The organism is Colwellia sp. MB02u-14, from assembly GCF_014076915.1.
In the GTDB taxonomy this organism is placed as follows: Bacteria; Pseudomonadota; Gammaproteobacteria; order Enterobacterales; family Alteromonadaceae; genus Colwellia_A.
Genome location: NZ_JACGUX010000049.1, coordinates 77,802 through 101,345, shown reverse-complemented (window position 1 = coordinate 101,345; position 23,544 = coordinate 77,802). Strand labels below are relative to the sequence as shown.

The window sequence follows — 23,544 nt, the reverse complement described above, 5'->3', positions numbered from 1 at the left end:
ATCAGGCAGAGTTCAATGCTTAAGTACTCGAAAGCTGAATGTGTAAAGCTTGTTTATATGCGCTAATTCCGGGTAACAAAGGCACAACCAATGTTGCGATAAATATCATAAAGATTAACCTCATCAATTCCATGGTAAAAATATCACCACTTAAAAACAAACCAAATTCAGCAGCCAACCATGCCTCAAGGCTATAAAGCGCGAGTGTTAATACGACTATTGACATCATTATGGCTAGACTTACTAAAATAATGGCTTCTAACAAAACTAATAGTAATAAGGTAACAGGACTAGCCCCTAACATACGTAATACTGCTATTTCAGTTTGACGCTCGTTCATTGAGGCCAACAACATAGTTGTGAGTCCAAACAAGGATGAAATAAGCACTAGCACAGCTATGATACGCAGCACATTTTCACCGGTTGCCATCAAACTCCATAGTTCGGCCATGGCAACACCAGGTAAAACAGCCATTAGTCTATCTGTTTGGTCGTTATTAATCTCTCGCTGTAATCCAAACGTTGATAATTTACTTTTTAGTTTAAGCATAATAGCTGTAATACTTTTAGGAGTGGGAGGTATTGCTTCGGGATCTTTTATTAATGCTTTTAGTGATGATGGAGGTAAGTGGATCGCTTCAATGGCACCTAAACTTACGTGAACACTTTTATCAACTGGCGTGCCAGTGGTTGCTAAAATACCACTAACCACAAAGGGTGCTTGCGCGTGTTTGGTAAAGCTTGTATTGCCAATACCATGAGCAATGACGACTTTGTCGCCTAAATTATAATTAAGATTTCTTGCTACATCAGCACCGATAACGACGTTAAATAAGGACGAAAATTCACCGCCGTGTTCAAATTTAAGTGACTGTTTTTTACCATAGCGATAATGAGTGAAATAATTGTTATTCGTGCCAATAACACGGAAACCTTGATGAGAATCGCCAAGAGAAATAGGGATGGCCCAGTCGACTAGTTGTCGTTTTTCGAGCGTAGTAAAGCTGGTGTAATTAATATTATTGGCGGGGCTACCCATTCTAAAAACAGAATATAACAATAAGTTTAACGGGCCACTAGGCGCGCCAACAATCAAATCGACACCTGATATAGTACGATTAAAACTTTCTTTTGCTTGCAGGCGAATATGTTCGATACTTAGCAATACAACAATGCTGACGGTTAATGATAAAAAGGTCAAGATGGCCGTATTTTTTCGGCTTAATAAGCTTTGCCATGCAACAGAAGGTAATATCATCATGCGATGTTTTCCTCAGTTTTACTTAATGTCCTGCTCAATGTAGTGATGTCGAGGCTACTATCAAAATGATGCGACAAAGCAGTATCATGACTGACAAATATAAGCGTCATTTTAGTGTTGTCACAGATTTGCATAAGAAGGTCCATAAATGCATTTTTTGCTGAGGCATCGAGGGCAGAGGTAGGTTCATCAACCAATAATAATCTCGGATGATTTATCAGAGCACGCGCAATTGCCACACGTTGTTGCTGCCCAACACTCAATTGGTTAACTTGTCTGTGTATAATATTATTAGGTAGCTGTAATACGTTAAGCAACGTTTTGACGTCATTGTTCACATCAGGTCTTGAATTTTTGGCGAAGTAGGCTGCGAGCTGAATGTTTTTAAGTACAGACAGGTAGGGTATAAGGTTAAATTTTTGAGATACCACGCCAATATTTTTTGCTCTAAATAAGTCCCGCTGGCTGTTTGACAACGTACTTATATTGTTATCGAATAGATTAACACTGCCTGACGTTGGTATTAAAATACCACACAATAAATTTAAAAGTGTGGTTTTCCCTGAACCAGAGTTTCCATATAAGAATACACGTTCAGTGATACCGACTTTCCATTGTTCAATAGATAATCCAGCATAATTAGCAGGGGTATCTTTATGGCGGTAGTGTATATCTTGTAAGTTGATAGCAAGTGTTGACAAGTTCCATTCACCTTCGGAAATTACAGTATAAGTATTTCTATCTGTATGTGCTTTGTGTTACTTTATAACATATTCATCTGACTTGGAAAGAAGATTTTTAATTTTAATAAAATGAATAGCCACCGTTTGCTATGCTCAAAAATATTCATGCTAGTGCTATTAATCTTTAGTGCAACGGTACATGCACAGGTTCAGTATATTGACATAGAATGGACCGAATTAATTCCAGCCGATGATTTAGCAGTATTACTTAATCCGCCAGATTTTTTATTTGAAATAGAAGATCAAGTAGAAAATGATAATATGAATGCATTGAAAGACATTATTCCAATTGATGAAAAAACTAAAAGGTATCAACAGGCGCTAGAATCAACGCGTGTCGTAGAGACATTTGATGGCAAAAGTATTCGACTTCCAGGATTTATTGTGCCATTAGAAACTGATGAAAAACAACGGGTAATACAATTCTTTATTGTTCCCTACTTTGGAGCATGCTTAAATATGCCACCACCACCGCCAAATCAAATTATTTTTGTAAAATCGTCAGTAGGCATTGAAGTAACCTCTTTATATGATGCGTTTTGGTTTGAAGGGACTTTAAGTATTGATACAACAGACAGCCTGCTAGGAAAATCAGCATATAGTCTACGGCTTAATAAAGCTTATCTTTACGAAGATTAAAGGTACAGGAACTTTATATAATTATACCAATCTCTCATTAAATCAAGATTGTAAAATTAATATTTAAGGTTCTCTAAAATATCACTAGTTGGGTTAAGGGCTACTTTGTGAATATAAAGCATAAAGCACTCAAGTTTTTTGTTGTTATGGTATCACAAAAGTACTTTATTAAGTTATTGTGATGTTATAACATAATATCACAATGTCTGGATGGTTCATCTAGTCAATCTCAATGATATAAACAGAGAGTGCGTTCATGCTTCAAAAAAATAAGTTGCCGGTTACTGTGCTATCGGGTTTTCTCGGTGCTGGAAAAACCACGGTACTAAGCCATATTTTAAATAATCGTCAAGGTAAAAAAGTGGCTGTCATTGTTAATGATATGAGTGATGTTAATATCGATTCTGCGACAGTTGCCAACGAAGTATCTCTTAATCGTAGCGATGAAAAGCTTGTTGAAATGAGTAATGGTTGTATTTGTTGTACGTTACGTGAAGATCTTCTCCTAGAGGTGACCAAGTTAGCAAAAGAGGGACGATTTGATTATTTGGTTATTGAATCTACAGGTATTTCTGAGCCATTGCCGATAGCCGAAACCTTTACGTTTTCCGACGAGGACGGTATTTCATTATCAGATGTGGCGACACTCGATACGATGGTTACGATTGTTGATGCGGTAAATTTTTTAAAGGATTACGAAGAGGCATTTTCCTTACAAGAAGCAGGGGAGTCGTTAGGGGAAGAAGATGAACGTAGTGTTTCTGATTTACTCGTTGACCAAGTCGAATTCGCCGATGTTATCTTGATTAGCAAAATCGACTTGGTTAATACTTCTGATATTAAGCGCCTAACAGCAATACTTAAAACGCTGAATACCCATGCCAGAATTACCCCTATTACTCAAGGCGAAGTCGATATTGATGCAGTGCTTAATACTGGTTTGTTCAATTTTGAACGTGCCCACAGCGCGCCGGGCTGGCTGAAGGAAATGCGCGGTGAACACATTCCTGAAAGCGAAGAATATGGTATTAGTAGTTTTAGTTTTCTTGCTCGTCGTCCATTTCATCCAGAGAAATTTTTTCACTTTCTTCACGATACAGAACAGTTTGGTAAATTAATTCGTTCTAAAGGCTATTTTTGGTTGGCTTCTCGCCCCGATTTTTCAGGTCAATGGAATCAAGCGGGTGGCATTGCTCATTATGGTTTTGCTGCTATGTTCTGGAAGTCGGTCCCTAAAAAAGACTGGCCTAGCGATGAAGAGTCATTGAACGCTATACAGAAGCAGTGGGTTGAGCCATTTGGTGATATGCGTCAAGAATTAGTATTTATTGGTCAGCAACTTGATCAAGTGGCGATGACTCGTGCACTCAATGAATGCCTGTTGTCAGATGATGAATTACTGAAAGGACAAAATTACTGGGCAACACTCAGTGATCCGTTTCCAGAGTGGAGTGAAAGCGAATGAGTGCACTAGCAGCGATCAATGACAGCCAATCAACAAGCCACCTCTTACCTAAGTTACTGACAAAACGTGCCAGTGAAAGTGATACGCCAGAGGTATTTACTGATATTTATCGAGATGACATCAATATAGCAATTTGGCAACGTAAATTGCCTGACGAACTAGCCTTGGCTGTGAATGATATTTTAAAGTCGGGTACAAGAGTAAAAATCGCAGAGGCAGTTACCGTAAAAAGTGTCAATGCTACGCTTTGTAATGCGTTAGGTGCGACAAGCGCTGTTAGGATGTTGAGCGAAGACATCACACTATTGGTTGATATGTTTTGCTGTTTGTTTGATCTCAAAGAAGTTGGATTACGATTAACGGCACTCGATCGTGCTATGTGTCCCAGATTTCATTTTGATCGAATTCCGTGTCGACTGGTAACCACATATCATGGTGTTGCCACCGAATGGCTTCCTCATCAGTTGGTTGACCGCAGTAAATTAGGTGCGGGAAATCAAGGTAAATCAGATGAACAATCAGGTCTTTTTGATCGTACTGATGATATTTGTCAACTGAGTAAAGGTGATGTTGCCTTACTCAAAGGTGAGTTTTGGCATAATAATGAAGGTGCCGGTTTGGTACATCGTTCACCCGTTCAGTCAGAAGATTCAACTAATGAACGTCGTTTATTATTAACGCTTGATTTTATTAATAATTAAAGAGTGTTAGTGATGGGAAATTTAAAAATCAAAGTACAAAAGTTAGTATCCTTTTTGTTAAATATAATACTATTTAATGTTTTTTTATTAGGTCAACTCGTTCATGCAAAAAGTCAGCAAGAACATGGTAGTCCCTTAGATTTTCATGTACATGGTTTATCTGAAATGACGATGGCGATTGAAGGAGAAATACTGGATATTCAATTGATTTCTCCAACGGTTAATCTCTTTGGTTTTGAGCACAAAGCAAGCAACAAAAAAGAGATTACGCTTGTTAATAATGCTAAAACACTACTGAGCAATACTTCATCACTTTTTTATTTTTCAGGTGGTGGTTGTTCGCTCATTAATACCGTGATTGATGTCTCAGGTTCACTAAAAGGTCATGAAAATGAGCATGAACATCAGCCGAAAAATAGAAAAAAATCGCATGATGATCACCGCATTCAAGAGACAACTCATCAAAATCATAGCCAAATAGTGGCAAATTATCGTTATCACTGTGAAGAAACAGCAACGTTATCAGCTATTACGGTACTAGCCTTTGATCAATTTTTAGGTATTAAGGAAATTCGTGCGATGTGGATAACAGACACAAAAAAAGGTGTCGTAACACTAAGCGCAGAACGTAAGATAATACATCTATGATTATGAGTATTAAAAATTGATTATAAAAGAGCCGTATAGTGGTCAGGAAATTAAAAGATGATAAAAATAGAAAATATTACAGATAAAATGGCAATCACTCTATCAGTCGCTTGCGCTATTCATTGCTTAGTAATGCCGTTATTGTTGCTGTTACTGCCAAATTTTGTGGTATTGCAACTCAACAATGAAGCGTATCATACTGCGATGGTACTCATTGTTCTGCCTACAAGTGTATTTGCACTATTTATGGGGTGTAAGCAACATAAACGTTATAGATTACTGTTTATTGGCTTCGTTGGACTAATTTTCTTAGTTCTCGCCATTTCGTTAGGTAACGAATTTTGGGAAAAAGTACTTACTCTGATGGGATCAGCGGTTATCGCAGGTGGTCATTATTGGAATTACCGCTTGTGTCAGCAACACACCCTTTGTCACCGCTGTGAAGATTAAAGATTAAAGATTAAAGATTAAATTGTTCATCGTGATGGTCAGAATTTAGATCAACATCATGCTTACCTCTTCATTATGTTTACCCATATCCAGATGTAAACGGGTTAAGTTAATTATTTAGATGACGTTTTCTCTATTAAGATAATGCAATCATTATTATAAGATTAAGATTATTGCATTACTTATCTTTATTTCACCGGGTTATTGATTACTGCCAACTGACATCAGGCGTCCAACCTTTAATCCACTTAGGAATATCACTAGCAGGCATCGGTTTGGCAATGCCATAACCTTGCGCCAATTCACATCCTATTTTCAACAGAGCAGTACCGTGTTCAATTGTTTCTACACCTTCAGCAATTACTTCTCGATTGAATGACTTCGCTAACGCTATTACGCCTCCAACAATTGCTAAATCATCATCATCAATCAACATGTCTCGTACAAAGGTTTGATCTATTTTAATTAAATTGGCAGGCAAGCGTCTAAGGTAATTGAGGGATGAATAACCAGTGCCAAAATCATCTAAGGCAAAGCTTACACCCAGTGCTATGCAATCATTCATGACAGCGAAAATATGACTTATATTATCTAAGGCACTTGTTTCTAAAACCTCTAGTTCTAAAAAGTGTGGTTCAACATCAGGATGTGCTGCTAACAAGGCGGTTAGTCTTTTGGTAAAGTTTGGTTGCTGTAATTGCACTGCGGCAATGTTTACGCTGGTACTGACCGTAAGACTCAGTCCCATTTTTTGCCACTGGCTGATTTGTGTCAGTGCGGTGTCGATAACCCATTCACCCATTTCTATCATCATCGGGTTATTTTCAATAAAAGGTAAAAAATCTATCGGACTTAATAAACCTCGAACCGGATGCTGCCAGCGAATTAAGGCTTCAGTGCCAGTGACTTTACCTATACGCATATTAACCTTGGGTTGATAAAAGAGAACAAATTGTTGATTGTCTAATGCGCTACGAATAGCCTCTAGGTTTTCACGTTGTACTTTAACCGCATCATCTTGAGCGGTATCAAATAAATGATAACGATTTTTACCTAATTCTTTAGCGATATACATGGCTTGGTCGGCATGGCGCATTAGTAAGTCGGCATCAGCATTGTCTTGTGGGTAAAGTGTTACACCAATACTCGCTGACACCGTTAATATAAGATCGCTAATTTTTACCGGCTCTGATGCTGCTAATAGTAAACGCTCTAATATAGGTTCACAATCTTCAACAACTGATAAGTCTGCTAATACAGCTACAAATTCATCGCCACCAATGCGTGCTAAGCTATCACCTTCTCGTAATGCCTCTTTCATAAGAGCAGAAAGGGCAATCAAAAGTTCATCACCTATATCATGACCATAAACATCATTAACACGTTTAAATCCGTCTAAATCTATAAAGACAACGGCGAGGGACTGTGCATGTCGTTTACACTGCAACATGGCTTGAGATAACCGGTCAGCTAACAAGGCGCGATTAGGTAAATCAGTGAGTAAATCATAATGCGCAATATGTTCTATTTGATTTTGATATTTTTTCATTGGAGTAATATCGCTACCTAAAGAAACATAATGCGTTGTGACACCATGTTCGTCGTATACCGCACTAATGGTTTTCATTTCAGCATAGACTTCGCCACTTTTACGACGATTCCACAGCTCGCCGTACCAATAACCGTCTCCGGTAAGCGCTTGCCACATGTTGATATAAAAATCAGGCGATTGTCGACCTGATTTAAGCATGCGAGGATTTTGTCCAATGGCCTCTTCATGGCTATAACCTGTTGTTGTCGTGAAGGTATCATTTACATCAACAATAAACCCTACGGTATCGGTAATAATGATGTTCTCTCGGGCGTGTGTAAATACGCTTGCGGCGAGTTGAATTTTTTCTTGATAATGATGCCAATCGGTAATGTCGTCATAGATACCAACCATGCCAATAATACAGTTGTCTTCGTCATGTATTGGCGTTTTAGAGGTGCGTAGCCAGATATGATCACCGGCAGGGGTTAATTGATTCTCTTCGTAGTTCAGTTTTGCTTTACCTGTGTCAATCACATGTTGGTCGTCCGATTGATATTTTGCCGCGAGGTCATGCCAAGCAAGCTCATGATCAGATTTATTGATTATTTTATCGGGGGTATTCATTCCGGCATCGCGCGCAAATTTTGTATTACAGCCGAGATAACGAGAGTTTTTATCTTTCCAAAAAACTCTTGTTGGTATAGCTTCAATGATAGTACTTAATAAATTTCGCGACTTCGACAATTCCTCATAGGGCTTTATAATACTTGCGACAAAGATACTTTTGTAGATATAAAAGTAAGCAACAATTTTATAATTGTGTCCTAAAAAATTAAATACATCAGTCACGTCAGTATAAAGTGTGAAAAAGAGCTCACTCATTGCCATTAAACACACGGCGGTAAATAAATTAACAACATCATAAGGCTGGTTAGTTCGCATTAAATACAAAAGGCGGAGACCAACCGTTAAATAAAGTCCGAAAAGAGTATATTCACTCATGACTTTGAAGGGGGTAAGTCCTTGTCCTTCAATATAGGTACTGGGAATTAATGATGGAAAAAATAACCCAACAATCACGAGGATGACGACTAGCGATAAAGTACAACCTAATATCGACCAATGCATTAACCTTGTTGCAATATTTCGCCATGAAAGTAACGAAACAAGTAATAAGCTGAAGGCTGAAAAGTAGCGAGCCATTAGCCAAAATTCAATGGTTTTTTCTGGACCACTTGGCGTAATTAACGCAGGCATATTAGGAAAAGAGAACACATGAAAGAAATCAAGTATCGCTACACCAAGAAAAGAACAGGCAAGGATAATATAATTACGCAGGTTTTTATTGTCAGCAATATGAACCCAGGCGGTACCAAAAATCATTGCTGATATAACGATTGATAAAAACTCAAAAAGTGTATGAAGGGGGGGATAACTAACAATGCCTTTCATTTCATAGAATATGGGAGAAAATATGCTTAAGACAAAAATAATAACAAAGAACAATACCGTCTTTATAGCGCGATTTATTTTTTTTTGGTAATTTGAATGTATTTTCATCATTTAAAGAATATAGCCTAATGTGTTCTTAGACACAAAATCTACAAGGGTGAATGTTTATTTAACCATGATATCTTCAGAATAAGTTGTTTTTTCGATATTTATTGTTAGTTTCATCGCAAGGCCAGAAGAAGGATTTGACGGGTGATATAGCTACTGAGACGTCGATTGATTTACGTAAAAAAGACTTAACAATTTACGTTAAGTCTTTAGTGATGGGTAAGTTTGTATATAGTTATTAAGAGTGAGGAGCGACTGATAGCGTTAATTTTAGTAAGGTGGTCTGTTACAATAGTAACATTTTAACGTGTAGGTTCACTTATTTTTACGACTTGTTTTCCTGTGAAATTACCGTTTATCTGCGTATGTAAAGCACGAGAAACATCCTGAGCAGTAAATTCAATCAAGGTCACATTAGGCACGCTAAGCGTACCTTTTGACAGGCCTTCAAGTAATTGATTACTCATAAAGCTCATTCTTTGTTGCGCACACAAGCTATTAGCTAACCAAGCTCCTGCTAAAGAAACAATGCCAATATTTGGCGCTTTTCTAAACATCAGCTCTTGATCAAAATTAGGCAAAGGTCTTAAGCAGGCAATACGACCACAGAAACGCATCAGTTCAATATTACGTATTGTTGAATCACCACCAATAGAGTCAAGTACCGCATCAAAACCTTGAGGCCCTAATTCTCGGCGAATTTTCTCACAGAGTTTTGTGTCGTGATAATCAAATATGGCATCCGCTCCAAGTTTTTTCACTAACTTGTGATTATGCTTAGAAGCGGTTGTAAATACATCAGCACCGCGCTGTTTAGCAAATTGAATAGCAAATTGCCCAACGGCTCCCGCGCCAGCCTCAATTAAAATAGTATCTCCTTGTACTATTTGTAATTTCTCTAATGCGATTAAAGCGGTCATTCCGGCACAAGGTAATGTTGCCGCTTCACTTGCTGTGACATTTTCAGGCACAACAGAAACGGCAAAATTTGGCACTTTGGCATAATCACTAAGTACACCTTGCTCTCCAATATTGGCATGCCACATTACACGGTCACCTATATTGGGAAATAAGCCTTTTTTAGCTTGAACTACCGTGCCAACTGCATCTAAACCGAGTATATGTGGATATTGCCATTTAGAAAATCCAGATTTAGCAAAGTGAGCATCAATAGGGTTTAGACCGACATATTCAACCTTGACTAACAGTTCGTGTTCGCTACATTCAGGCACAGGCAAGCGCACGTCAGATAAACTAATCTGTTCGTCTGGCTCTGCTAGCTCAATGGCTCGCATCGATTGAGGTAAGTCAATGTTGGGTAATATGTTAATATCTAGCATAAAAAACTCAAATTTTACAAGGTGGTTAAACCATAACTCCATCGGCCGTTAAACGCTTGATAAGCGGTTACTTTGGCTAACGATGATGAAATTGTCGCGTTAACTGCATTTTCTTGGGCTATTAAAACATCCTGCCGCGCATCTAACAACTCTAAGTAAGGGATCTGCCCCTCTTGGTACATAGCATTGGCCTGAATAAAAGCGTTATTGGCATAGGTAAAACGTTTATCTGCAAACCCTTTTTGTTTAAGTTGTTTTGTTAGCAACCGCAATGAAAGCTCACTTTCATTGATGGCACTAAGCACGACCTGCTGATACTGGCTATAAGCCGCTTCACTCAAATATTGCTGAGCATCACGTTGTGCTAATAACGCAGGATAACTTAACAGCGACCATTGTATTTGCGGAGCAACTTGCCATTGTTGTTGCGTATTATTGAGTTGATTATTACCTAGACTTAATACACCTGCAAAAGCATGTAAACTAATGTCAGGCAGTAAGGCTTTACTTGCTGCGATGCTTAGAGAGTTTGCTTGGCTAAACTCATATAACGCTTGGCTAATGTCAGGACGTAAGGCTATTGACTCATTCGGTTGAGCTAAAGCTACCTCAAAAGGTAAGTCAAATACCCCTTGTTCATCTTTTAGCACTAAATCACCACTTAAACGACCACTGAGTAATGCAAGTGTTGATAAGTCGCGGTATTGAGCATAAATGGTGTCAGGAAGTAATGCTTGCTGGCGGCTTAGCTGTGCACGAGTGCGGTTTAAGTCCAGTTCATTAGCAATACCTTCTTGAACACGTGCCTCAAGTACTTCGATGCTTTGTTCAAGCGCGGTAATTTGCATGTTCACAATATGCTGTTTTTGCTTATTGCCCTGATAGCTAATGTAGCCTTTAACGACCGATGCAACCACTTGAGTTTGTAAAGCACGTAATTGCTCGGCTTGACTCATGGCGGATGCGTTGGCCGCATCGACTAACGCACTCATGCGCCCAAACAAATCGAGTTGCCAATTCATTGCCAAATTAGCATTGGATTGACGACTGATGTTGTCTGCTACACTTGTTCGCTGCGCACCAATTTCTAGCCCACCTTGGGGTAAAAAATCGGCTTCTTGTGCGCTTAATCGGGCAAGTGCACTCTGTAATTCGAGCTGACTCGTTTGTAAGTTGTAATTGTTAGCCAGCGCATCTTTGACCAATTGATTCAATTGCGTTGAGCTAAGTTGTTGCCACCAGTTTATTTCGTCTTTACCTGTCAATTGCGTGGCTATTTCTGCGTCCGCAATAAATTTTTTCATCAGTTGTTGATGCTGTTTTTCATCAATTTTATTAGCACAACCTGACAAGAAGGTCGCCACTAAAACGGCGCTAATGGTTAACTTTGTTTTTAGCTGCTTGGCTTTAAATCGCTTGATAAGTAAGTTAATCATCTGCTATTCCTCATTCTTTTTGGGTTGAGTCTTGGTCACTAATATATAAAATACTGGCGTAAATAATAGGCCAAACACAGTAACACCTATCATGCCTGAAAATACGGCATTGCCCATAGCATGGCGCATTTCAGCTCCTGCACCCGTAGCAAAAACTAACGGTAGCACACCTGCTGTAAATGCAATTGAAGTCATGAGTATCGGACGTAAACGCAGCTTACACGACTCAATAATGGCGTCAAAATGAGACAAGCCATTCTGGTTTTGATCTTTAGCAAACTCCACCATTAATATGGCATTTTTTGAGGCTAGGGCGACGAGTACAATTAACGCAATCTGGGTGAAAATATTGTTGTCTGAGCCAACAAACCAAACACCTAACAGCGCAGAAAATATCGTCATGGGTACAATAAGGATAATGGCTAAGGGTAACCGCAAACTTTCATATTGCGCGGCTAACACCATAAAAACTAATAGTACGACTAACGGAAAAACATAAACCATAGTATTTCCTGCCAATATTTGTTGGTAAGTCACCTCGGTCCATTCGTAAGTAATACCTTTGGGTAGCGTATCAGCCAAAATATTTTCTATCGCAGTCTGTGCTTGGTCTGAACTATATCCAGGAGCCGGGCTACCATTAAGCTCAGCACTAGGGTAGCCATTGTAATGCATCACTCTATCAGGCCCTGTTGTTGGCGTTACCGTTAAAACAGAACCTAACGGCACCATGTTGCCTTGGCGATTACGTACTTTGAGGTTTAATATTTGATCAGGGTCTTGGCGAAACTCAGCTTCTGCCTGAGCTTTGACTTGGTAGGTACGGCCAAACATATTGAAGTCATTAACATATACCGAGCCTAAATATACTTGCAAAGCATTAAAAACTTCATCAAGAGGGATCCCTTGGATGAGCGCTTGTTCACGGTCAATGTCTATATCCATTTGGGGTACTTGAATTCTAAAACTTGAAAAAAGCCCGACCAATGCGGGGTCTTTTCTCGCTTTGTTAATAACGGCTTGTAGGCTATTAAATAATGTTTCAAAACCTTTATTACCACGGTCTTCAATTTGTAATTTAAAGCCACCTGTAGTGCCTAAACCTTGGATCGGTGGTGGTGGGAAAACAGCCACAAAGGCTTCATCGATAGCAGTAAAACGCTGGTTTAATTGTGCTGCAATTGCCATCGCTGAACGGCTAGGATCAGTACGAAGCGCAAAGGCATCGAGTGGAACAAAGACAATGCCGCTGTTCGGGCTATTAGTAAAGCCATTCACTGACAATCCAGGGAAAGATACGGTATGAGCAACGCCGGGTATTTGTAGTGCTATCTTTTCCATATCTCTGACAACGGCATGTGTGCGGTCAAGGCTTGCTGCATCAGGTAATTGTGCTATCGCAATAAGGTATTGCTTGTCTTGTGCAGGAATGAAGCCACCAGGGACTGTATTAAATAGCTGAACTGTTCCGCCCAGTAGCGCAATATAAGCAACAATAACGACCACACTCATACGCATTAATTTTTTAACTAACTTTTGGTAACCATTACTGCCACGGTCAAAAACTCGGTTAAAAGGGGTGAATAACCAACGGCCAAAAAGCTTATTAAGTAGACGTGTTAATCGGTCTGGCTTACTGTCGTGTGATTTTAATAATAATGCTGCTAATGCTGGCGACAACGTTAAGGAGTTAAAGGCTGAAATGATGGTTGATATGGTAATGGTTAAGGCAAATTGTTTATAAAATTGACCTGATACACCACTGATAAATGCCGTAGGAATAAACACAGCACTTAAGACTAATGCAATAGCGATAATAGGCCCTGTGACTTCGGTCATCGCAACTTTTGTCGCTTCTAAAGGTGTTAAGCCTTTTTCAATGTTACGTTCGACATTTTCAACCACCACAATAGCGTCATCAACGACAATACCTATGGCGAGCACTAAGCCAAATAAAGATAAGGTATTAATTGATACGCCAAGTAATTGCATTACGGCAAAGGTACCAATTAATGAAATTGGCACAGCAATTAAAGGAATGATTGAAGCGCGCCACGTTTGTAAAAATAGCACTACAACGATAACGACCAACACAATTGCTTCAATTAAAGTGGTTATTACTGCGTCAATGGAATCACGTACGAAAATAGTAGGATCGTAAACAATGTCATACTCAACACCAGCAGGAAAATCTTCAGATAATACGGCCATAGTTGCACGTACTTGATCTGATAATTCTATAGCATTAGAGCCTGGGCGTTGAAAAATAGGCATAGCGAGTGCAGGCTGGCCGTCTAACATAGCACGCAATGCATAAGTATTTTGCCCTAAGTCAACACGCGCAACATCTTTTAATCGAGTCAGTTGACCTTGCTCGCCAACTTTAATAATAACTTGCTCAAATTCTTCAATGTTATCAAGTCGACCTTTAACATTAAGTAAGACTTGAAATTGGCTATCGTTAGCAGCAGGTTGAGACCCTAAACTACCAGCGGCAACTTGCTGGTTTTGCGCTCGTAGTGCTTGAATAACATCAGTCGCGGTGAGTTCACGCGCAGCTAATGCATCTGGATTAAGCCACACGCGCATTGAGTATTGGCCACCACCAAATAATTTTACGTCACCAACACCAGCTAAGCGGGTAATTTGATCTTTAACATAGAGATCTGCATAGTTTGATAGATATGCCGTGTCGTGAGTTTCTTCTGGTGAGTATAGGTGTACAACCATCGCCAAGTCAGGAGATGACTTTTCTGCGATCACACCTAGGCGTTGTACTTCTTCGGGTAAGCGAGATAATGCACTGTTAACGCTATTTTGTACTTGCACTTGTGCACGGTCTAGATCGGTGCCTAAAGCAAAAGTAACGGTTAAGGTCATGCGACCATCGCCAGTGGCTTGAGAAAACATATATAACATGTTTTCAGTACCGTTTATTTCTTGTTCAAGTGGCGTTGCCACCGTCTGTGCGATAACTGAAGGGTTTGCGCCTGGGTAATTTGCCGTAACAACGACTGTTGGCGGAACGACTTCGGGGTATTCACTGACGGGTAGTTGAAAAAGTGAAAGCCCGCCAGCAAGTAAAATTATTAATGACAAGACCGCGGCAAATATAGGTCGCTGTATAAAAAAGTGGGAAAATTTCATGATTAACTCTTATTCTTTTGACGTTAGTTTTGCCGTTAAACTGGCATCAGCATCGGGTGACAAAGTAAAGGCAATACCTGCACTATCAATTTTTACGTTATTAGGTGCGATAGGCATGCCAGGTCCAACTCGGGCCGGACCATTAACTGCGATAATATCGGTGACTTTTAATCCAGAAGTAATCGCCTGCAAGCTACCGTAACGCTCACCTAACTGAACAAGCTTATATTGCAAAATATTGTTTTCACCGACGGTTAAGACAAAATTATTTTTTAAGTCGGTACCAATTGCACGAGCAGGTATGATAATTTTTTCGTTGACGGCATTCGCCGCTAACTTAATACGTGCAAAAGAACCTGCGCGCAATTGGTTTTTGTCTTCATTAAATACGGCTCTAACGCGCAATGTGCCAGTAGACGAGTTTATTTGGTTGTCAATAAAATCAATGTAACCTTTATAAGAAAATTCACTTTGTCCTACTTTTTGCATAACAACTTGTTGTTGGTCAGTAGCACTAATATTGGCAAAGTCGCTATTCCACGTGCGTTCATCAATATCAAAATATGCAAACATCGCTTGGTTAGAAACAATCGTGGTCAGCACACTTTGTCCTGCTAGAATGTTATTACCTTTAGTAATATTGGCGCGAGAGATTATGCCGTCGATAGGTGAACGGATAGAGGTAAACTCTAAATCTAGTTGTGCCGCTGTTAATTGTGCCTGTAAAGCAGCAAGCTGTGCCTCGCGTTGACGTAATGTAGAGGTGCGTGATTCCGCCTGTTCAGTTGATATTGCTTTTCGCTCAGTTAACCGAGTAGCACGTTTTTCTTCACTCTGCGCTTGATCTAATGCTGCTTTTGCACTGTTAATTTGTGCAGCCAAACTCGCGACTATTGCTAGAAATGGGCGGTCATCTAGTTTAAAAAGAAGATCACCCGTTTTTATCTGCTCACCTTCATTAAAGGCAATATGCTCAATTACGCCAGAAACACGAGGTTTTAATGCGACTTGCTGTGGCGCTTCTAAGCGTGTGGTATAGGTATGCCAATTTTGTACAGACTTCACTAGAACTTTTGCTACATCAATTGACTGCAGTTGTTGTTGCTGTGTATTTTGACTAGGCTCTTCTGAGCAACCCAAGAAGGTTAAGCTGGCCAGAGTAATAGCTACTGCGATTAAATGTTTATTCATGATGAGACCTCTTTTAATTTGGTCGCAATTTTACGGAATAAACCTGTTGATAAAAACCATAGATTTCGCATTTTATTAGTGCCAAAATAGCACCAATTAAATTATTAAGTTGAAGAAATATGGATACAACCAGTCGGTTATTAATGTTACTTGAAGTTGTTGAACAGGGCTCTTTTATTAAAGCAGCAGAAGTTCGCAATATCGACCGTTCCGTTATTTCTAAACAACTGAGTCGCCTAGAAGAACAATTAGGCGTTAGGCTGCTTAACCGTACAACTCGTTCATTCTCTTTAACAGCCGCTGGCGCAGAGATGGTTAAAAAAGCAGCTGAGCTAAGAGAGTTACTGGGCGAAACAGTCCGTATGGCTGAAAATTATCATTTAGAGCCACAAGGTGTCCTTAAAATAACCTCTTCAACCTTATTTGGTAAACGTTACTTGCAGCCGGTGATTAACGACTTTCAAATGCGTTTTCCTCAAGTAGAAGTTGAGCTGCGTTTAGATGACCGCGTTATCGATATAGTTTCAGAAGGTTTTGATTTAGCGTTTCGTATCGGAGAACCAAAAGATTCATCATTAATCGCGCGAAAAATTGCCCGCAACCGTTTGTTAATTTTGGCTACACCGGTGTTTATCGAAAATTATGGTATGCCTAAAACTATTGAAGATTTAACGCAATTACCTGCAGCGAGTTATGCAAGCACCTCTTTTAAAGTGGAAGGGGTACGTTACTATGATCAAAATGGTGAAGCTAAGGAGCAGAAACTGAACAGTATCTATAGAGCAAACGATGCAGAAGTTTTGTTAATGAAAACACTGTCAGATACCGCATTTTTTGTCGCACCGGCTTTTGTTCTCGATAATGAAGTTAAAGATGGCCGTTTAGTTCCGTTATTAACCGACGTTAAATTAATGGAATATGGCGCTATTTATGCAGTATATCCTCATCGTGATCTTCCTGTTAGAACGCGACTATTTTTTGATGCTGTGCGCGAATATTTAGGAAAAGATATTCCTATTTGGGAACGTGCTATTCCCAATTTTGAACAATTATATTAGTCGTTTATATTTTATGTTGCTACTTATTAGAGGGGCTAGCTGCTTGAACTCGTTTTATTTGATTACTTACATCAGCTAAGTTTCCTGTTTTAATCCAAACTTTTGCATCATGATTTTTTGCTGTGACTATTAATGAATCACCTAAAGGTAAACGCATCCAACTATGTTGTTGTAATAAGTCATCTCCTGCCTGTATCTCACCGCTTAGTACAAAAAATTCTGCTCCATCGGGTGCTAAAAAATTCATTTTTGCATTCGATTCAAAATCAAAAACTGATACTTCTTCTATTTCGTCTTTGTATAAAGGGGTAATAGATACACCGGCTGCTTGAGAAGAAATCGCGGGTATCTTATCCATCATAAGACTCACCTGTGTTCTATCTTCAGGTTGAAATTGCCACAATTTAACAAAGATAATACAACCGTGGTCGGATCGAGGAGTATGACTCGATTGCGGAGGGTTTCGAATATAAGATCCAGCAGGATAATCATCATGCTCATCTTGAAATACCCCCTCAAGCACAATAAATTCTTCACCACCGGTATGAACATGAGGAGAGAATTTACTCCCTTTTGCGTATCGCACAATTGAAGTTGCTCTTGCTACTTCACCACCCACTCGGTCTAATGGTCTTCTGTCTACGCCTGGCATAGGCGAAGTTAGCCATGCTAATGCCGTGCTGTGAACGATAGCTCTTTTCTCAAAATTAGCTAGAATTTCCATAATTAATCCTATTTAAAACCATGATATATGTAGTTAATCACTATTAAGTGATACTAGATGCATCACTTAATATAACCGTCGTTACTTTTACTTTACGCTAGGGCGGTCAGCGACTTTAGCGCGCCACGTGATTAAATGTGTGTATTCATTGGGTATGGCTATTTTTGCAAAATCAGCAAAACCAAGACCAGCAAACAAGGTAATGTCAGCCACGGTAAACGTTTCCCCTGCGACATAAGCGTTAGTACTTAAAATATCATTGAAATATTTAAAACCGGCAAGGGCTTTTTCGCCTTGTTTATTTCCCCACTCTTTATTTTGATATGTTTCTAAATCTGGTCCTAAGCCTTCTGTGGCATGGTGGAAATAAGTGGCGACAGCATTAAGTACCATCGATTCAGCTCTGCGTTGCATCATACTGATAACCGCACGCGATTTTGCCATTGTGCCTGTTAACGATATGCCATCAAAAGTGTGGTCGATATATTCAATAATAGCAGAACATTCAGCGATATAAGTTCCATCATCTAATGCCAATACGGGTACGCTGGCTAAGGGGGTCATAGCGAGGAAAGCGTCACTTCGATGTTCTTTGTTCATCACATCAACAGCAATAAAAGTGACCTTGTCAGAAGCCTTTTTCTCTGCTAACGCCATGCGAACACGCAATGGGTTAGGAAAACCTTCTACATCATATATTTTAATATTTTTATCTCTAATTAATTTTTTTGTATTATCTGGCTATCTACTGATAGGTGGTTTGGTGGGTTTTATTTATATTGTCAAATTTTATTTATGCTGAGCTTTTACTGAAAATTTAAGTTGCTTTAAAAGACATCGCTGGCTATTATTCGCCTATCAGTAGGTAGGTAGCTTTGAGTGTATGAATAATAAACGTGTAATTATCGTTGGTGGCGGGTTGGCTGGTTTATATACAGCCTTTCAATTGGAAAAATTGAATATTCCTTATCTGCTCATTGAAGCGAAAGATATTTTCGGTGGCCGAATATACAGTGAACAACCTGAAGTGAATGACGATAAAACGCTATGGCATGATCTTGGTCCAACATGGATATTTCCTCATCACCACCGTATGAAAATATTAGTGGCAAATTTAGACCAGCAACTTTTTCAGCAGCACATTGAAGGAGCGGTTGTTTATCAGGAAAATGTAAATACTCAACTACAAATTATTGAAAATGGCCAAGGACAATTATTACATCGTTTAACTGGAGGCTTATACAAGCTTATTTTAGCGCTACAAGCCAAGTTATCAATATACAACTATCAGCTTGGTAGCTCTGTTAATAACGTAGAAAAAATAAATGATATTTGGCAGGTAACAGTAAAAAATAGAAAAGATACTTCAACCGTCGTGCACCAAGCAGACCACTTAATCTTAGCGCTACCACCTAGAATTATTTGCCGATACTTAACACCTGAAAATTGGGCGAGTAAAAGGCTTACCCAGGCATTAGTTTCCGTACCAACCTGGATGGCAGGTCAAGCCAAATTTGTAGCGACTTATCAAAAACCTTTTTGGCGAAATAAGGGATTAGCAGGGCAGGCCTTTAGTCGAACTGGACCGATGGTTGAAATTCATGACGCATCAGCAAAAAATCAACAGGGGTTTGCTTTATTTGGTTTTATTGGACTTTCACCTCAAGCTATAAAAAGTATATCAACAGAACAGTTAAAAGCCCTTTGTATTGAGCAACTCAGACTATTGTTTGGCGACGAAGCACAACAATACGATCAGTGTTATTTAAAAAGTTGGGGCAATGATGATTACGTTGCTATAGAGCAAGATAGAACAGATCCTCCTGCACATCCTGACTTTAACATATTGGGCTTTTCTGATGAGCTATCATCATTGAATTTATATCTAGCAGGTAGTGAATTTGCTCAGCAAGATGCAGGTTACCTTGAAGGGGCTATTTATGCTGCCGATATAGCAATTAGCTCACTAAAAAAAGAATTTGATTATATTAACTAGAGAGAAAATAAAATGAGTAAAAGTTCTTATGCTTTATATCATAAGGTTCATTGTCCACATTGCCGCAATGAAAAATAGCAATGTAGCCCTTGAATTATGTGATACAGAGAAAAATTTAGCCTTTAATAAAGAGTTAATCGAACAAGGGGGAAAGAAACAGGTACCTTGTTTAAAAATCACAGAAATGGTCAAGAATCTTGGCTGTATGAATCTGGAGATATTATTAACTATTTGAATAAAATAGCCTAGTCATTGATAATGGATGAAATTATTAAATTTATTTAATAATTTCATCATTTACTTCACCTTCAAATAGCATTTATTTATGAATAAAAAATCTCAAATACTCAAATTAGCTGAAAATAAAGTAAGATCTGGTGGCTATGGTAATTTTAGCTTTAGGGAACTGGCTGATGAAATTGGCATTAAAAGTTCAAGTGTTCATTACTATTTTCGTACAAAAGCTGATTTAGGTGCCGCACTAGCACACCAGTACGTAGATGAGTTTTTAGCGTTATTAAATGCTGAAAAAGCAAAGTTAAAGGGCCGTAGTGCGATTAACCTCTATATTAATGCTTTTAAAACGGCATTAGAAAAAGACAATCAAATGTGTTTATGTGGCCTGTTAGGCGCAGAGTCTGATGCACTGCCAGAGCAAGTCAACATAGAAATAAAACGCTTTTTTGAATTAAATATAAACTGGTTACAAACAGTGTATATAGACGAAAAAGGTTTAGCAGTAGACATTGCCAAAACTAAAGCTATTCAATTATTAGCCACTTTAGAAGGGATGATGATTTTAGCAAAAGTGTTAGACGATACAACGGCTTTTGACAGCCTTAATAATTATATCAATGAGGGCATTTAATCGAGTCTATTGATAATAGTGTTTCTTGCCACTCATCATATTTAGCTAATCACTTCTTTACTTCAAAGTGCAGAAAAAGAGTAAATATAATGAGTGGAACATAGTTAAGGAGGTTATTAAAAAAGTCTAAAAAAGCCATTGAATATAGGGGGATTTTTATAACACTCTTTTTATCGTGGTAACAACGGCTAAGGGACTGCCAAATGGCTAACACTCTTTTCATCTAAACTTGCTTGCCACGTTTCTGGCATTTCCTCCATAATTCGCACTAATAATTGCTTAGCCACTGCTTTATCTTTTAATCGCTCTGATGAGTTTGACCATATTGTTGCCCATAAATAGCTTTTTGCTAAAAGCTTATCTTTATTGATTTTTGCTTTGGTAAACACTTGCCAATATAATAAAGCGGTTGGCATATAAGCTTTTTTATATTTTCCTAATGCCGCGATTTCATACCATTGCAATGCCGCTTTCTCATCAACATTCATACCAATTCCTTGATCATAAAATTTTGCTAAAAGATAAGCTGAACCGGGCGATTTTTCACTTACAACACGCTGTAGCCAGTTAAACGCTTGTTGATAATCTTGCGGAAAATATTGACCATAAAAGTACCACTGAGCAAGCTTGTTTTGTGCACTAATTGAGCCTTGCTGGGCTGCGTTAAGGCAAAGCCGTTGTCCAGCCATTAAATCAACGTTAACACCATCACCGGAAAGTAATAATTCGCCAGCCTGACATCCTCCCGACGGTATTCCTTGTTCAAACGCTTTTAGAAACCAATGGTAAGCCAATTTTTTATTTTGCTTAACCCCCTGTCCTTCAAAGAAGCACTGTCCCAATGATTGCATAGCGCCTGGTATATTATTTTTTGCTGCTTTTTGATACCACTGACAGGCGGTTGAACGGCTGGGAGTGATTCCCCAACCTAGATCGTAAAATAATGCGACAGTAAATTGCGCAAGACCATTTTCTAAATTAGCTTGTGCTTTAAAGGCTATTAATGCGTCTTTATATTGCTGCTTTGCCAGTAATGCTTGGGCATCATGTAATGGGTCTGCCCAATCATCAACATTGTTGGCAAAAACAGGTGGTTTGAAGAGTATGAGTATAATAATAACAAGGCCGATAGTTAATCGACCTTGAATTATTTGACTTTTAAATGATTCAGCCATATTAATTACGCGACGGGTAAATACCTTGAAGGGAAATTAACCAGGTTAATGGGAGGTAAGGTCCACGAATATTAAAAGCTTGATTACCACCATTAGAATTAACCACTGTAGTTGATGTGGAACTTACATCAACACTTAAGTCTAAAATAATCGCATCAGCCCTCATATCGACATTAGGAGCACCATTGCTGTATATATTTTCCCTATTTGGACTATTTGATAAAACCGCATTCGTAGGTGAATTAGTCCTACTACTTGATGCTAATGCACGTAACGCAATTGTTGTCGCACTTGTATCGACAACATTGTTGGTTGTGGTTGTAGCTATATGATTATGCGATGGCATTTGTGAAGTAATTAAGGTGTGGGTTTCTGACCCACCCCTTTGTCCTAAACGGTAATAACCAAGTCCGGGTCCTTGGCCCTGACCAATAGGAGAGCGACCACGTAAATCGGGTACGGCAAAAGTTCTTCGTCCATCGCCACCAAAGGTTGTGCCAAGAAGAGAAAATAACGCGGTATTACTTGAAATAGCCAGTAATTGCCCTTCAGCTTTTGCCCAACCTCGAATGGTAAAATTACCACCAAAAGCGCACATTCCAGCCAAATATGGTTGAGCAGAGCAGGCTAATGCTTTCATCGGCATCGTGATAGCCGTGAGACTAAATCCTAAAATACAGCTTAATTTTATTATTTTTACAATGTTCATTTCTATTGTCCTTAATTATTAAAAATCATTAATTATTTATTTTGCGCTTTACTTGTAATAGTGCCATCGCAATAAAAAACAGTATGAATGTACTAGGCTCTGGCACTTGTGATGGTGGTTGTGGGTTAGTTAAGTTGTCTGCACCAACAATACTAATAAAGGCACTGGTGCGTGCATTAAAAATAGAGCTATTGTCGAAAGCTTTACCATCCATTTTTAATAATGCGGAGAAGTTATCTGAGGCACCTGCCGCCAACGTAATATCAAAAAGGAATGTGCCATTATCAGATAGTGCTGCCCCACTAGTCGGTAAATCTGTACCATTTTTGCTGTCATTATAAAAAGTATCTGAGGTTAAATCAGAGGCGAATAATTCAGGGATTAAAGTATTAAAAAGGTTGATTTCAGCATCAATATAAGCATCAGGCCCGTCTGCATCAGCAAAGTTTAAAAATGCTAATTCAAAAAATATTTGATAAGTATCAGTAGCTGAACTATTAAATAAGGAAAACCCCATATCAAAGATAAAATCAGGAACTTCACTTATTGCACCCGCAGTAGAAGACCCAATAGCACTAACACCAACGCCATCTCCAAAATCAGTCAATGTCCCAGATAAAGGGTTGGCACCTGTTGGCGTGAGATTAGCAATAGAGGTAAGTGTGGTGTTACCGCCAACAATAATTGACATATCCGCATTTTGACTGGCGTTACCTGTGGTAGGAGCTGAATCAATAGCATGTTCAGCGCTACCGGTAAGAGAGATATCTAGCGGAATTAACCCCGCAGTAACTGTTGGTGTAATCAAGCCTAACGCAAAAAAAATGGAACAAAATCTTATAACTTTACGCATCCGTGTAATCCTTTTTAAAGTAGTTGATAAGGCATATGCAAGGTTG

General features: G+C 38.9%; 20 protein-coding genes and 1 pseudogene. 9 read left to right on the top strand and 12 right to left on the bottom strand.

The annotated features are described in order from the left end of the window. Positions 1-19: 19 nt before the first annotated feature. Together H4J52_RS04415 and H4J52_RS04410 are read right to left on the bottom strand one after the other, a co-directional pair. The gene (locus H4J52_RS04415) at positions 20-1,258 is read right to left on the bottom strand and encodes an ABC transporter permease (RefSeq protein WP_220461065.1); all 1,239 of its coding nucleotides are present in this window, start codon (positions 1,256-1,258) and stop codon (positions 20-22) included. After that, positions 1,258-1,962, bottom strand: coding sequence for an ABC transporter ATP-binding protein (locus H4J52_RS04410; RefSeq protein ID WP_182177806.1), 705 nt, complete (start codon positions 1,960-1,962; stop codon positions 1,258-1,260). The genes H4J52_RS04415 and H4J52_RS04410 overlap by 1 nt, the downstream gene beginning before the upstream one ends. A gap of 147 nt (positions 1,963-2,109) precedes the next feature. Here H4J52_RS04410 and H4J52_RS04405 point away from each other — a divergent pair, with 147 nt between their 5' ends. The 5 genes from H4J52_RS04405 (at position 2,110) to H4J52_RS04385 (ending at position 5,907) form a co-directional block, all read left to right on the top strand. Further along, positions 2,110-2,643, top strand: a complete 534-nt coding sequence (locus tag H4J52_RS04405) for a DUF3299 domain-containing protein (protein ID WP_259367814.1) — start codon at positions 2,110-2,112, stop codon at positions 2,641-2,643. A gap of 256 nt (positions 2,644-2,899) precedes the next feature. Further along, entirely contained in the window at positions 2,900-4,108 is a 1,209-nt protein-coding gene (gene zigA / locus H4J52_RS04400) for a zinc metallochaperone GTPase ZigA (RefSeq protein WP_182224268.1), read from the top strand. Continuing rightward, positions 4,105-4,809, top strand: coding sequence for a DUF1826 domain-containing protein (locus tag H4J52_RS04395; protein ID WP_182177812.1), 705 nt, complete (start codon positions 4,105-4,107; stop codon positions 4,807-4,809). The genes zigA and H4J52_RS04395 overlap by 4 nt, the downstream gene beginning before the upstream one ends. Positions 4,810-4,821: 12 nt before the next feature. Continuing rightward, positions 4,822-5,457: a DUF2796 domain-containing protein gene (locus tag H4J52_RS04390; RefSeq protein ID WP_182223266.1), complete on the top strand. Its 636-nt coding sequence runs from the start codon at positions 4,822-4,824 to the stop codon at positions 5,455-5,457. A gap of 57 nt (positions 5,458-5,514) precedes the next feature. Then, positions 5,515-5,907 (top strand): MerC domain-containing protein, encoded by a 393-nt coding sequence (locus H4J52_RS04385; RefSeq protein ID WP_182177814.1) that lies wholly within the window; start codon positions 5,515-5,517, stop codon positions 5,905-5,907. Positions 5,908-6,115: 208 nt separating this feature from the next. Here the strand turns inward: H4J52_RS04385 and H4J52_RS04380 are convergent, their stop codons facing one another. From H4J52_RS04380 to H4J52_RS04360, 5 genes are all read right to left on the bottom strand, one after another. Then, complete coding sequence (locus H4J52_RS04380; protein ID WP_182224267.1) at positions 6,116-9,004, bottom strand: EAL domain-containing protein; 2,889 nt, start codon at positions 9,002-9,004, stop codon at positions 6,116-6,118. 299 nt (positions 9,005-9,303) lie between these two features. Then, entirely contained in the window at positions 9,304-10,341 is a 1,038-nt protein-coding gene (locus tag H4J52_RS04375) for a zinc-binding dehydrogenase (protein ID WP_182177818.1), read from the bottom strand. Between the two features lie 14 nt (positions 10,342-10,355). Then, positions 10,356-11,777, bottom strand: a complete 1,422-nt coding sequence (locus H4J52_RS04370) for a TolC family protein (RefSeq protein ID WP_182224266.1) — start codon at positions 11,775-11,777, stop codon at positions 10,356-10,358. 3 nt (positions 11,778-11,780) lie between these two features. After that, positions 11,781-14,924: an efflux RND transporter permease subunit gene (locus H4J52_RS04365; RefSeq protein WP_182177822.1), complete on the bottom strand. Its 3,144-nt coding sequence runs from the start codon at positions 14,922-14,924 to the stop codon at positions 11,781-11,783. A 9-nt stretch (positions 14,925-14,933) separates the two neighbouring features. Further along, positions 14,934-16,115, bottom strand: a complete 1,182-nt coding sequence (locus H4J52_RS04360) for an efflux RND transporter periplasmic adaptor subunit (RefSeq protein ID WP_182224265.1) — start codon at positions 16,113-16,115, stop codon at positions 14,934-14,936. 119 nt (positions 16,116-16,234) lie between these two features. Here H4J52_RS04360 and H4J52_RS04355 point away from each other — a divergent pair, with 119 nt between their 5' ends. Then, positions 16,235-17,173 (top strand): LysR family transcriptional regulator, encoded by a 939-nt coding sequence (locus H4J52_RS04355; protein ID WP_182224264.1) that lies wholly within the window; start codon positions 16,235-16,237, stop codon positions 17,171-17,173. Between the two features lie 19 nt (positions 17,174-17,192). On the opposite strand, the gene H4J52_RS04350 is transcribed toward H4J52_RS04355, so the two are convergent. Both H4J52_RS04350 and H4J52_RS04345 read right to left on the bottom strand, forming a co-directional pair. Further along, positions 17,193-17,897, bottom strand: coding sequence for a cupin domain-containing protein (locus H4J52_RS04350; protein WP_182177828.1), 705 nt, complete (start codon positions 17,895-17,897; stop codon positions 17,193-17,195). 87 nt (positions 17,898-17,984) lie between these two features. Next, the gene (locus H4J52_RS04345) at positions 17,985-18,602 is read right to left on the bottom strand and encodes a glutathione S-transferase (RefSeq protein WP_182224281.1); all 618 of its coding nucleotides are present in this window, start codon (positions 18,600-18,602) and stop codon (positions 17,985-17,987) included. A 178-nt stretch (positions 18,603-18,780) separates the two neighbouring features. Between H4J52_RS04345 and H4J52_RS04340 the strand changes: the two genes are divergently transcribed. The 3 genes and pseudogenes from H4J52_RS04340 (at position 18,781) to H4J52_RS04335 (ending at position 20,761) form a co-directional block, all read left to right on the top strand. Further along, on the top strand, positions 18,781-19,893 hold the full coding sequence (locus tag H4J52_RS04340; RefSeq protein ID WP_182224263.1) for an FAD-dependent oxidoreductase: 1,113 nt from the start codon (positions 18,781-18,783) through the stop codon (positions 19,891-19,893). 130 nt (positions 19,894-20,023) lie between these two features. Beyond that, positions 20,024-20,142: pseudogene (locus H4J52_RS20395) on the top strand (glutaredoxin); the annotation flags it as partial. A gap of 76 nt (positions 20,143-20,218) precedes the next feature. Then, on the top strand, positions 20,219-20,761 hold the full coding sequence (locus H4J52_RS04335) for a TetR/AcrR family transcriptional regulator (RefSeq protein WP_182177832.1): 543 nt from the start codon (positions 20,219-20,221) through the stop codon (positions 20,759-20,761). A gap of 188 nt (positions 20,762-20,949) precedes the next feature. Here H4J52_RS04335 and H4J52_RS04330 read toward each other — a convergent pair whose 3' ends face one another. From H4J52_RS04330 to H4J52_RS04320, 3 genes are read right to left on the bottom strand one after another with little or no spacing between them, the layout of a single operon-like run. Beyond that, the gene (locus H4J52_RS04330) at positions 20,950-21,936 is read right to left on the bottom strand and encodes a tetratricopeptide repeat protein (protein ID WP_182177834.1); all 987 of its coding nucleotides are present in this window, start codon (positions 21,934-21,936) and stop codon (positions 20,950-20,952) included. A 1-nt stretch (position 21,937) separates the two neighbouring features. Further along, the gene (locus H4J52_RS04325; protein ID WP_220459994.1) at positions 21,938-22,645 is read right to left on the bottom strand and encodes a phage tail protein; all 708 of its coding nucleotides are present in this window, start codon (positions 22,643-22,645) and stop codon (positions 21,938-21,940) included. 28 nt (positions 22,646-22,673) lie between these two features. Continuing rightward, positions 22,674-23,498: a PEP-CTERM sorting domain-containing protein gene (locus tag H4J52_RS04320; protein WP_182177836.1), complete on the bottom strand. Its 825-nt coding sequence runs from the start codon at positions 23,496-23,498 to the stop codon at positions 22,674-22,676. Between the last annotated feature and the right edge of the window lie 46 nt (positions 23,499-23,544).

Bases quoted from the DNA above. Each gene is read 5' to 3' on its own strand.
- zigA (WP_182224268.1), top strand. From the start codon at position 2,900: ATGCTTCAAAAAAATAAGTTGCCGGTTACTGTGCTATCGGGTTTTCTC.
- H4J52_RS04355 (WP_182224264.1), top strand. From the start codon at position 16,235: ATGGATACAACCAGTCGGTTATTAATGTTACTTGAAGTTGTTGAACAG.
- H4J52_RS04370 (WP_182224266.1), bottom strand. From the start codon at position 11,777: ATGATTAACTTACTTATCAAGCGATTTAAAGCCAAGCAGCTAAAAACA.
- H4J52_RS04360 (WP_182224265.1), bottom strand. From the start codon at position 16,115: ATGAATAAACATTTAATCGCAGTAGCTATTACTCTGGCCAGCTTAACC.
- H4J52_RS04330 (WP_182177834.1), bottom strand. From the start codon at position 21,936: ATGGCTGAATCATTTAAAAGTCAAATAATTCAAGGTCGATTAACTATC.
- H4J52_RS04395 (WP_182177812.1), top strand. From the start codon at position 4,105: ATGAGTGCACTAGCAGCGATCAATGACAGCCAATCAACAAGCCACCTC.
- H4J52_RS04380 (WP_182224267.1), bottom strand. From the start codon at position 9,004: ATGATGAAAATACATTCAAATTACCAAAAAAAAATAAATCGCGCTATA.
- H4J52_RS04320 (WP_182177836.1), bottom strand. From the start codon at position 23,498: ATGCGTAAAGTTATAAGATTTTGTTCCATTTTTTTTGCGTTAGGCTTG.
- H4J52_RS04390 (WP_182223266.1), top strand. From the start codon at position 4,822: ATGGGAAATTTAAAAATCAAAGTACAAAAGTTAGTATCCTTTTTGTTA.
- H4J52_RS04350 (WP_182177828.1), bottom strand. From the start codon at position 17,897: ATGGAAATTCTAGCTAATTTTGAGAAAAGAGCTATCGTTCACAGCACG.
- H4J52_RS04335 (WP_182177832.1), top strand. From the start codon at position 20,219: ATGAATAAAAAATCTCAAATACTCAAATTAGCTGAAAATAAAGTAAGA.
- H4J52_RS04365 (WP_182177822.1), bottom strand. From the start codon at position 14,924: ATGAAATTTTCCCACTTTTTTATACAGCGACCTATATTTGCCGCGGTC.
- H4J52_RS04375 (WP_182177818.1), bottom strand. From the start codon at position 10,341: ATGCTAGATATTAACATATTACCCAACATTGACTTACCTCAATCGATG.
- H4J52_RS04415 (WP_220461065.1), bottom strand. From the start codon at position 1,258: ATGATATTACCTTCTGTTGCATGGCAAAGCTTATTAAGCCGAAAAAAT.
- H4J52_RS04385 (WP_182177814.1), top strand. From the start codon at position 5,515: ATGATAAAAATAGAAAATATTACAGATAAAATGGCAATCACTCTATCA.
- H4J52_RS04325 (WP_220459994.1), bottom strand. From the start codon at position 22,645: ATGAACATTGTAAAAATAATAAAATTAAGCTGTATTTTAGGATTTAGT.
- H4J52_RS04405 (WP_259367814.1), top strand. From the start codon at position 2,110: ATGCTAGTGCTATTAATCTTTAGTGCAACGGTACATGCACAGGTTCAG.
- H4J52_RS04340 (WP_182224263.1), top strand. From the start codon at position 18,781: ATGAATAATAAACGTGTAATTATCGTTGGTGGCGGGTTGGCTGGTTTA.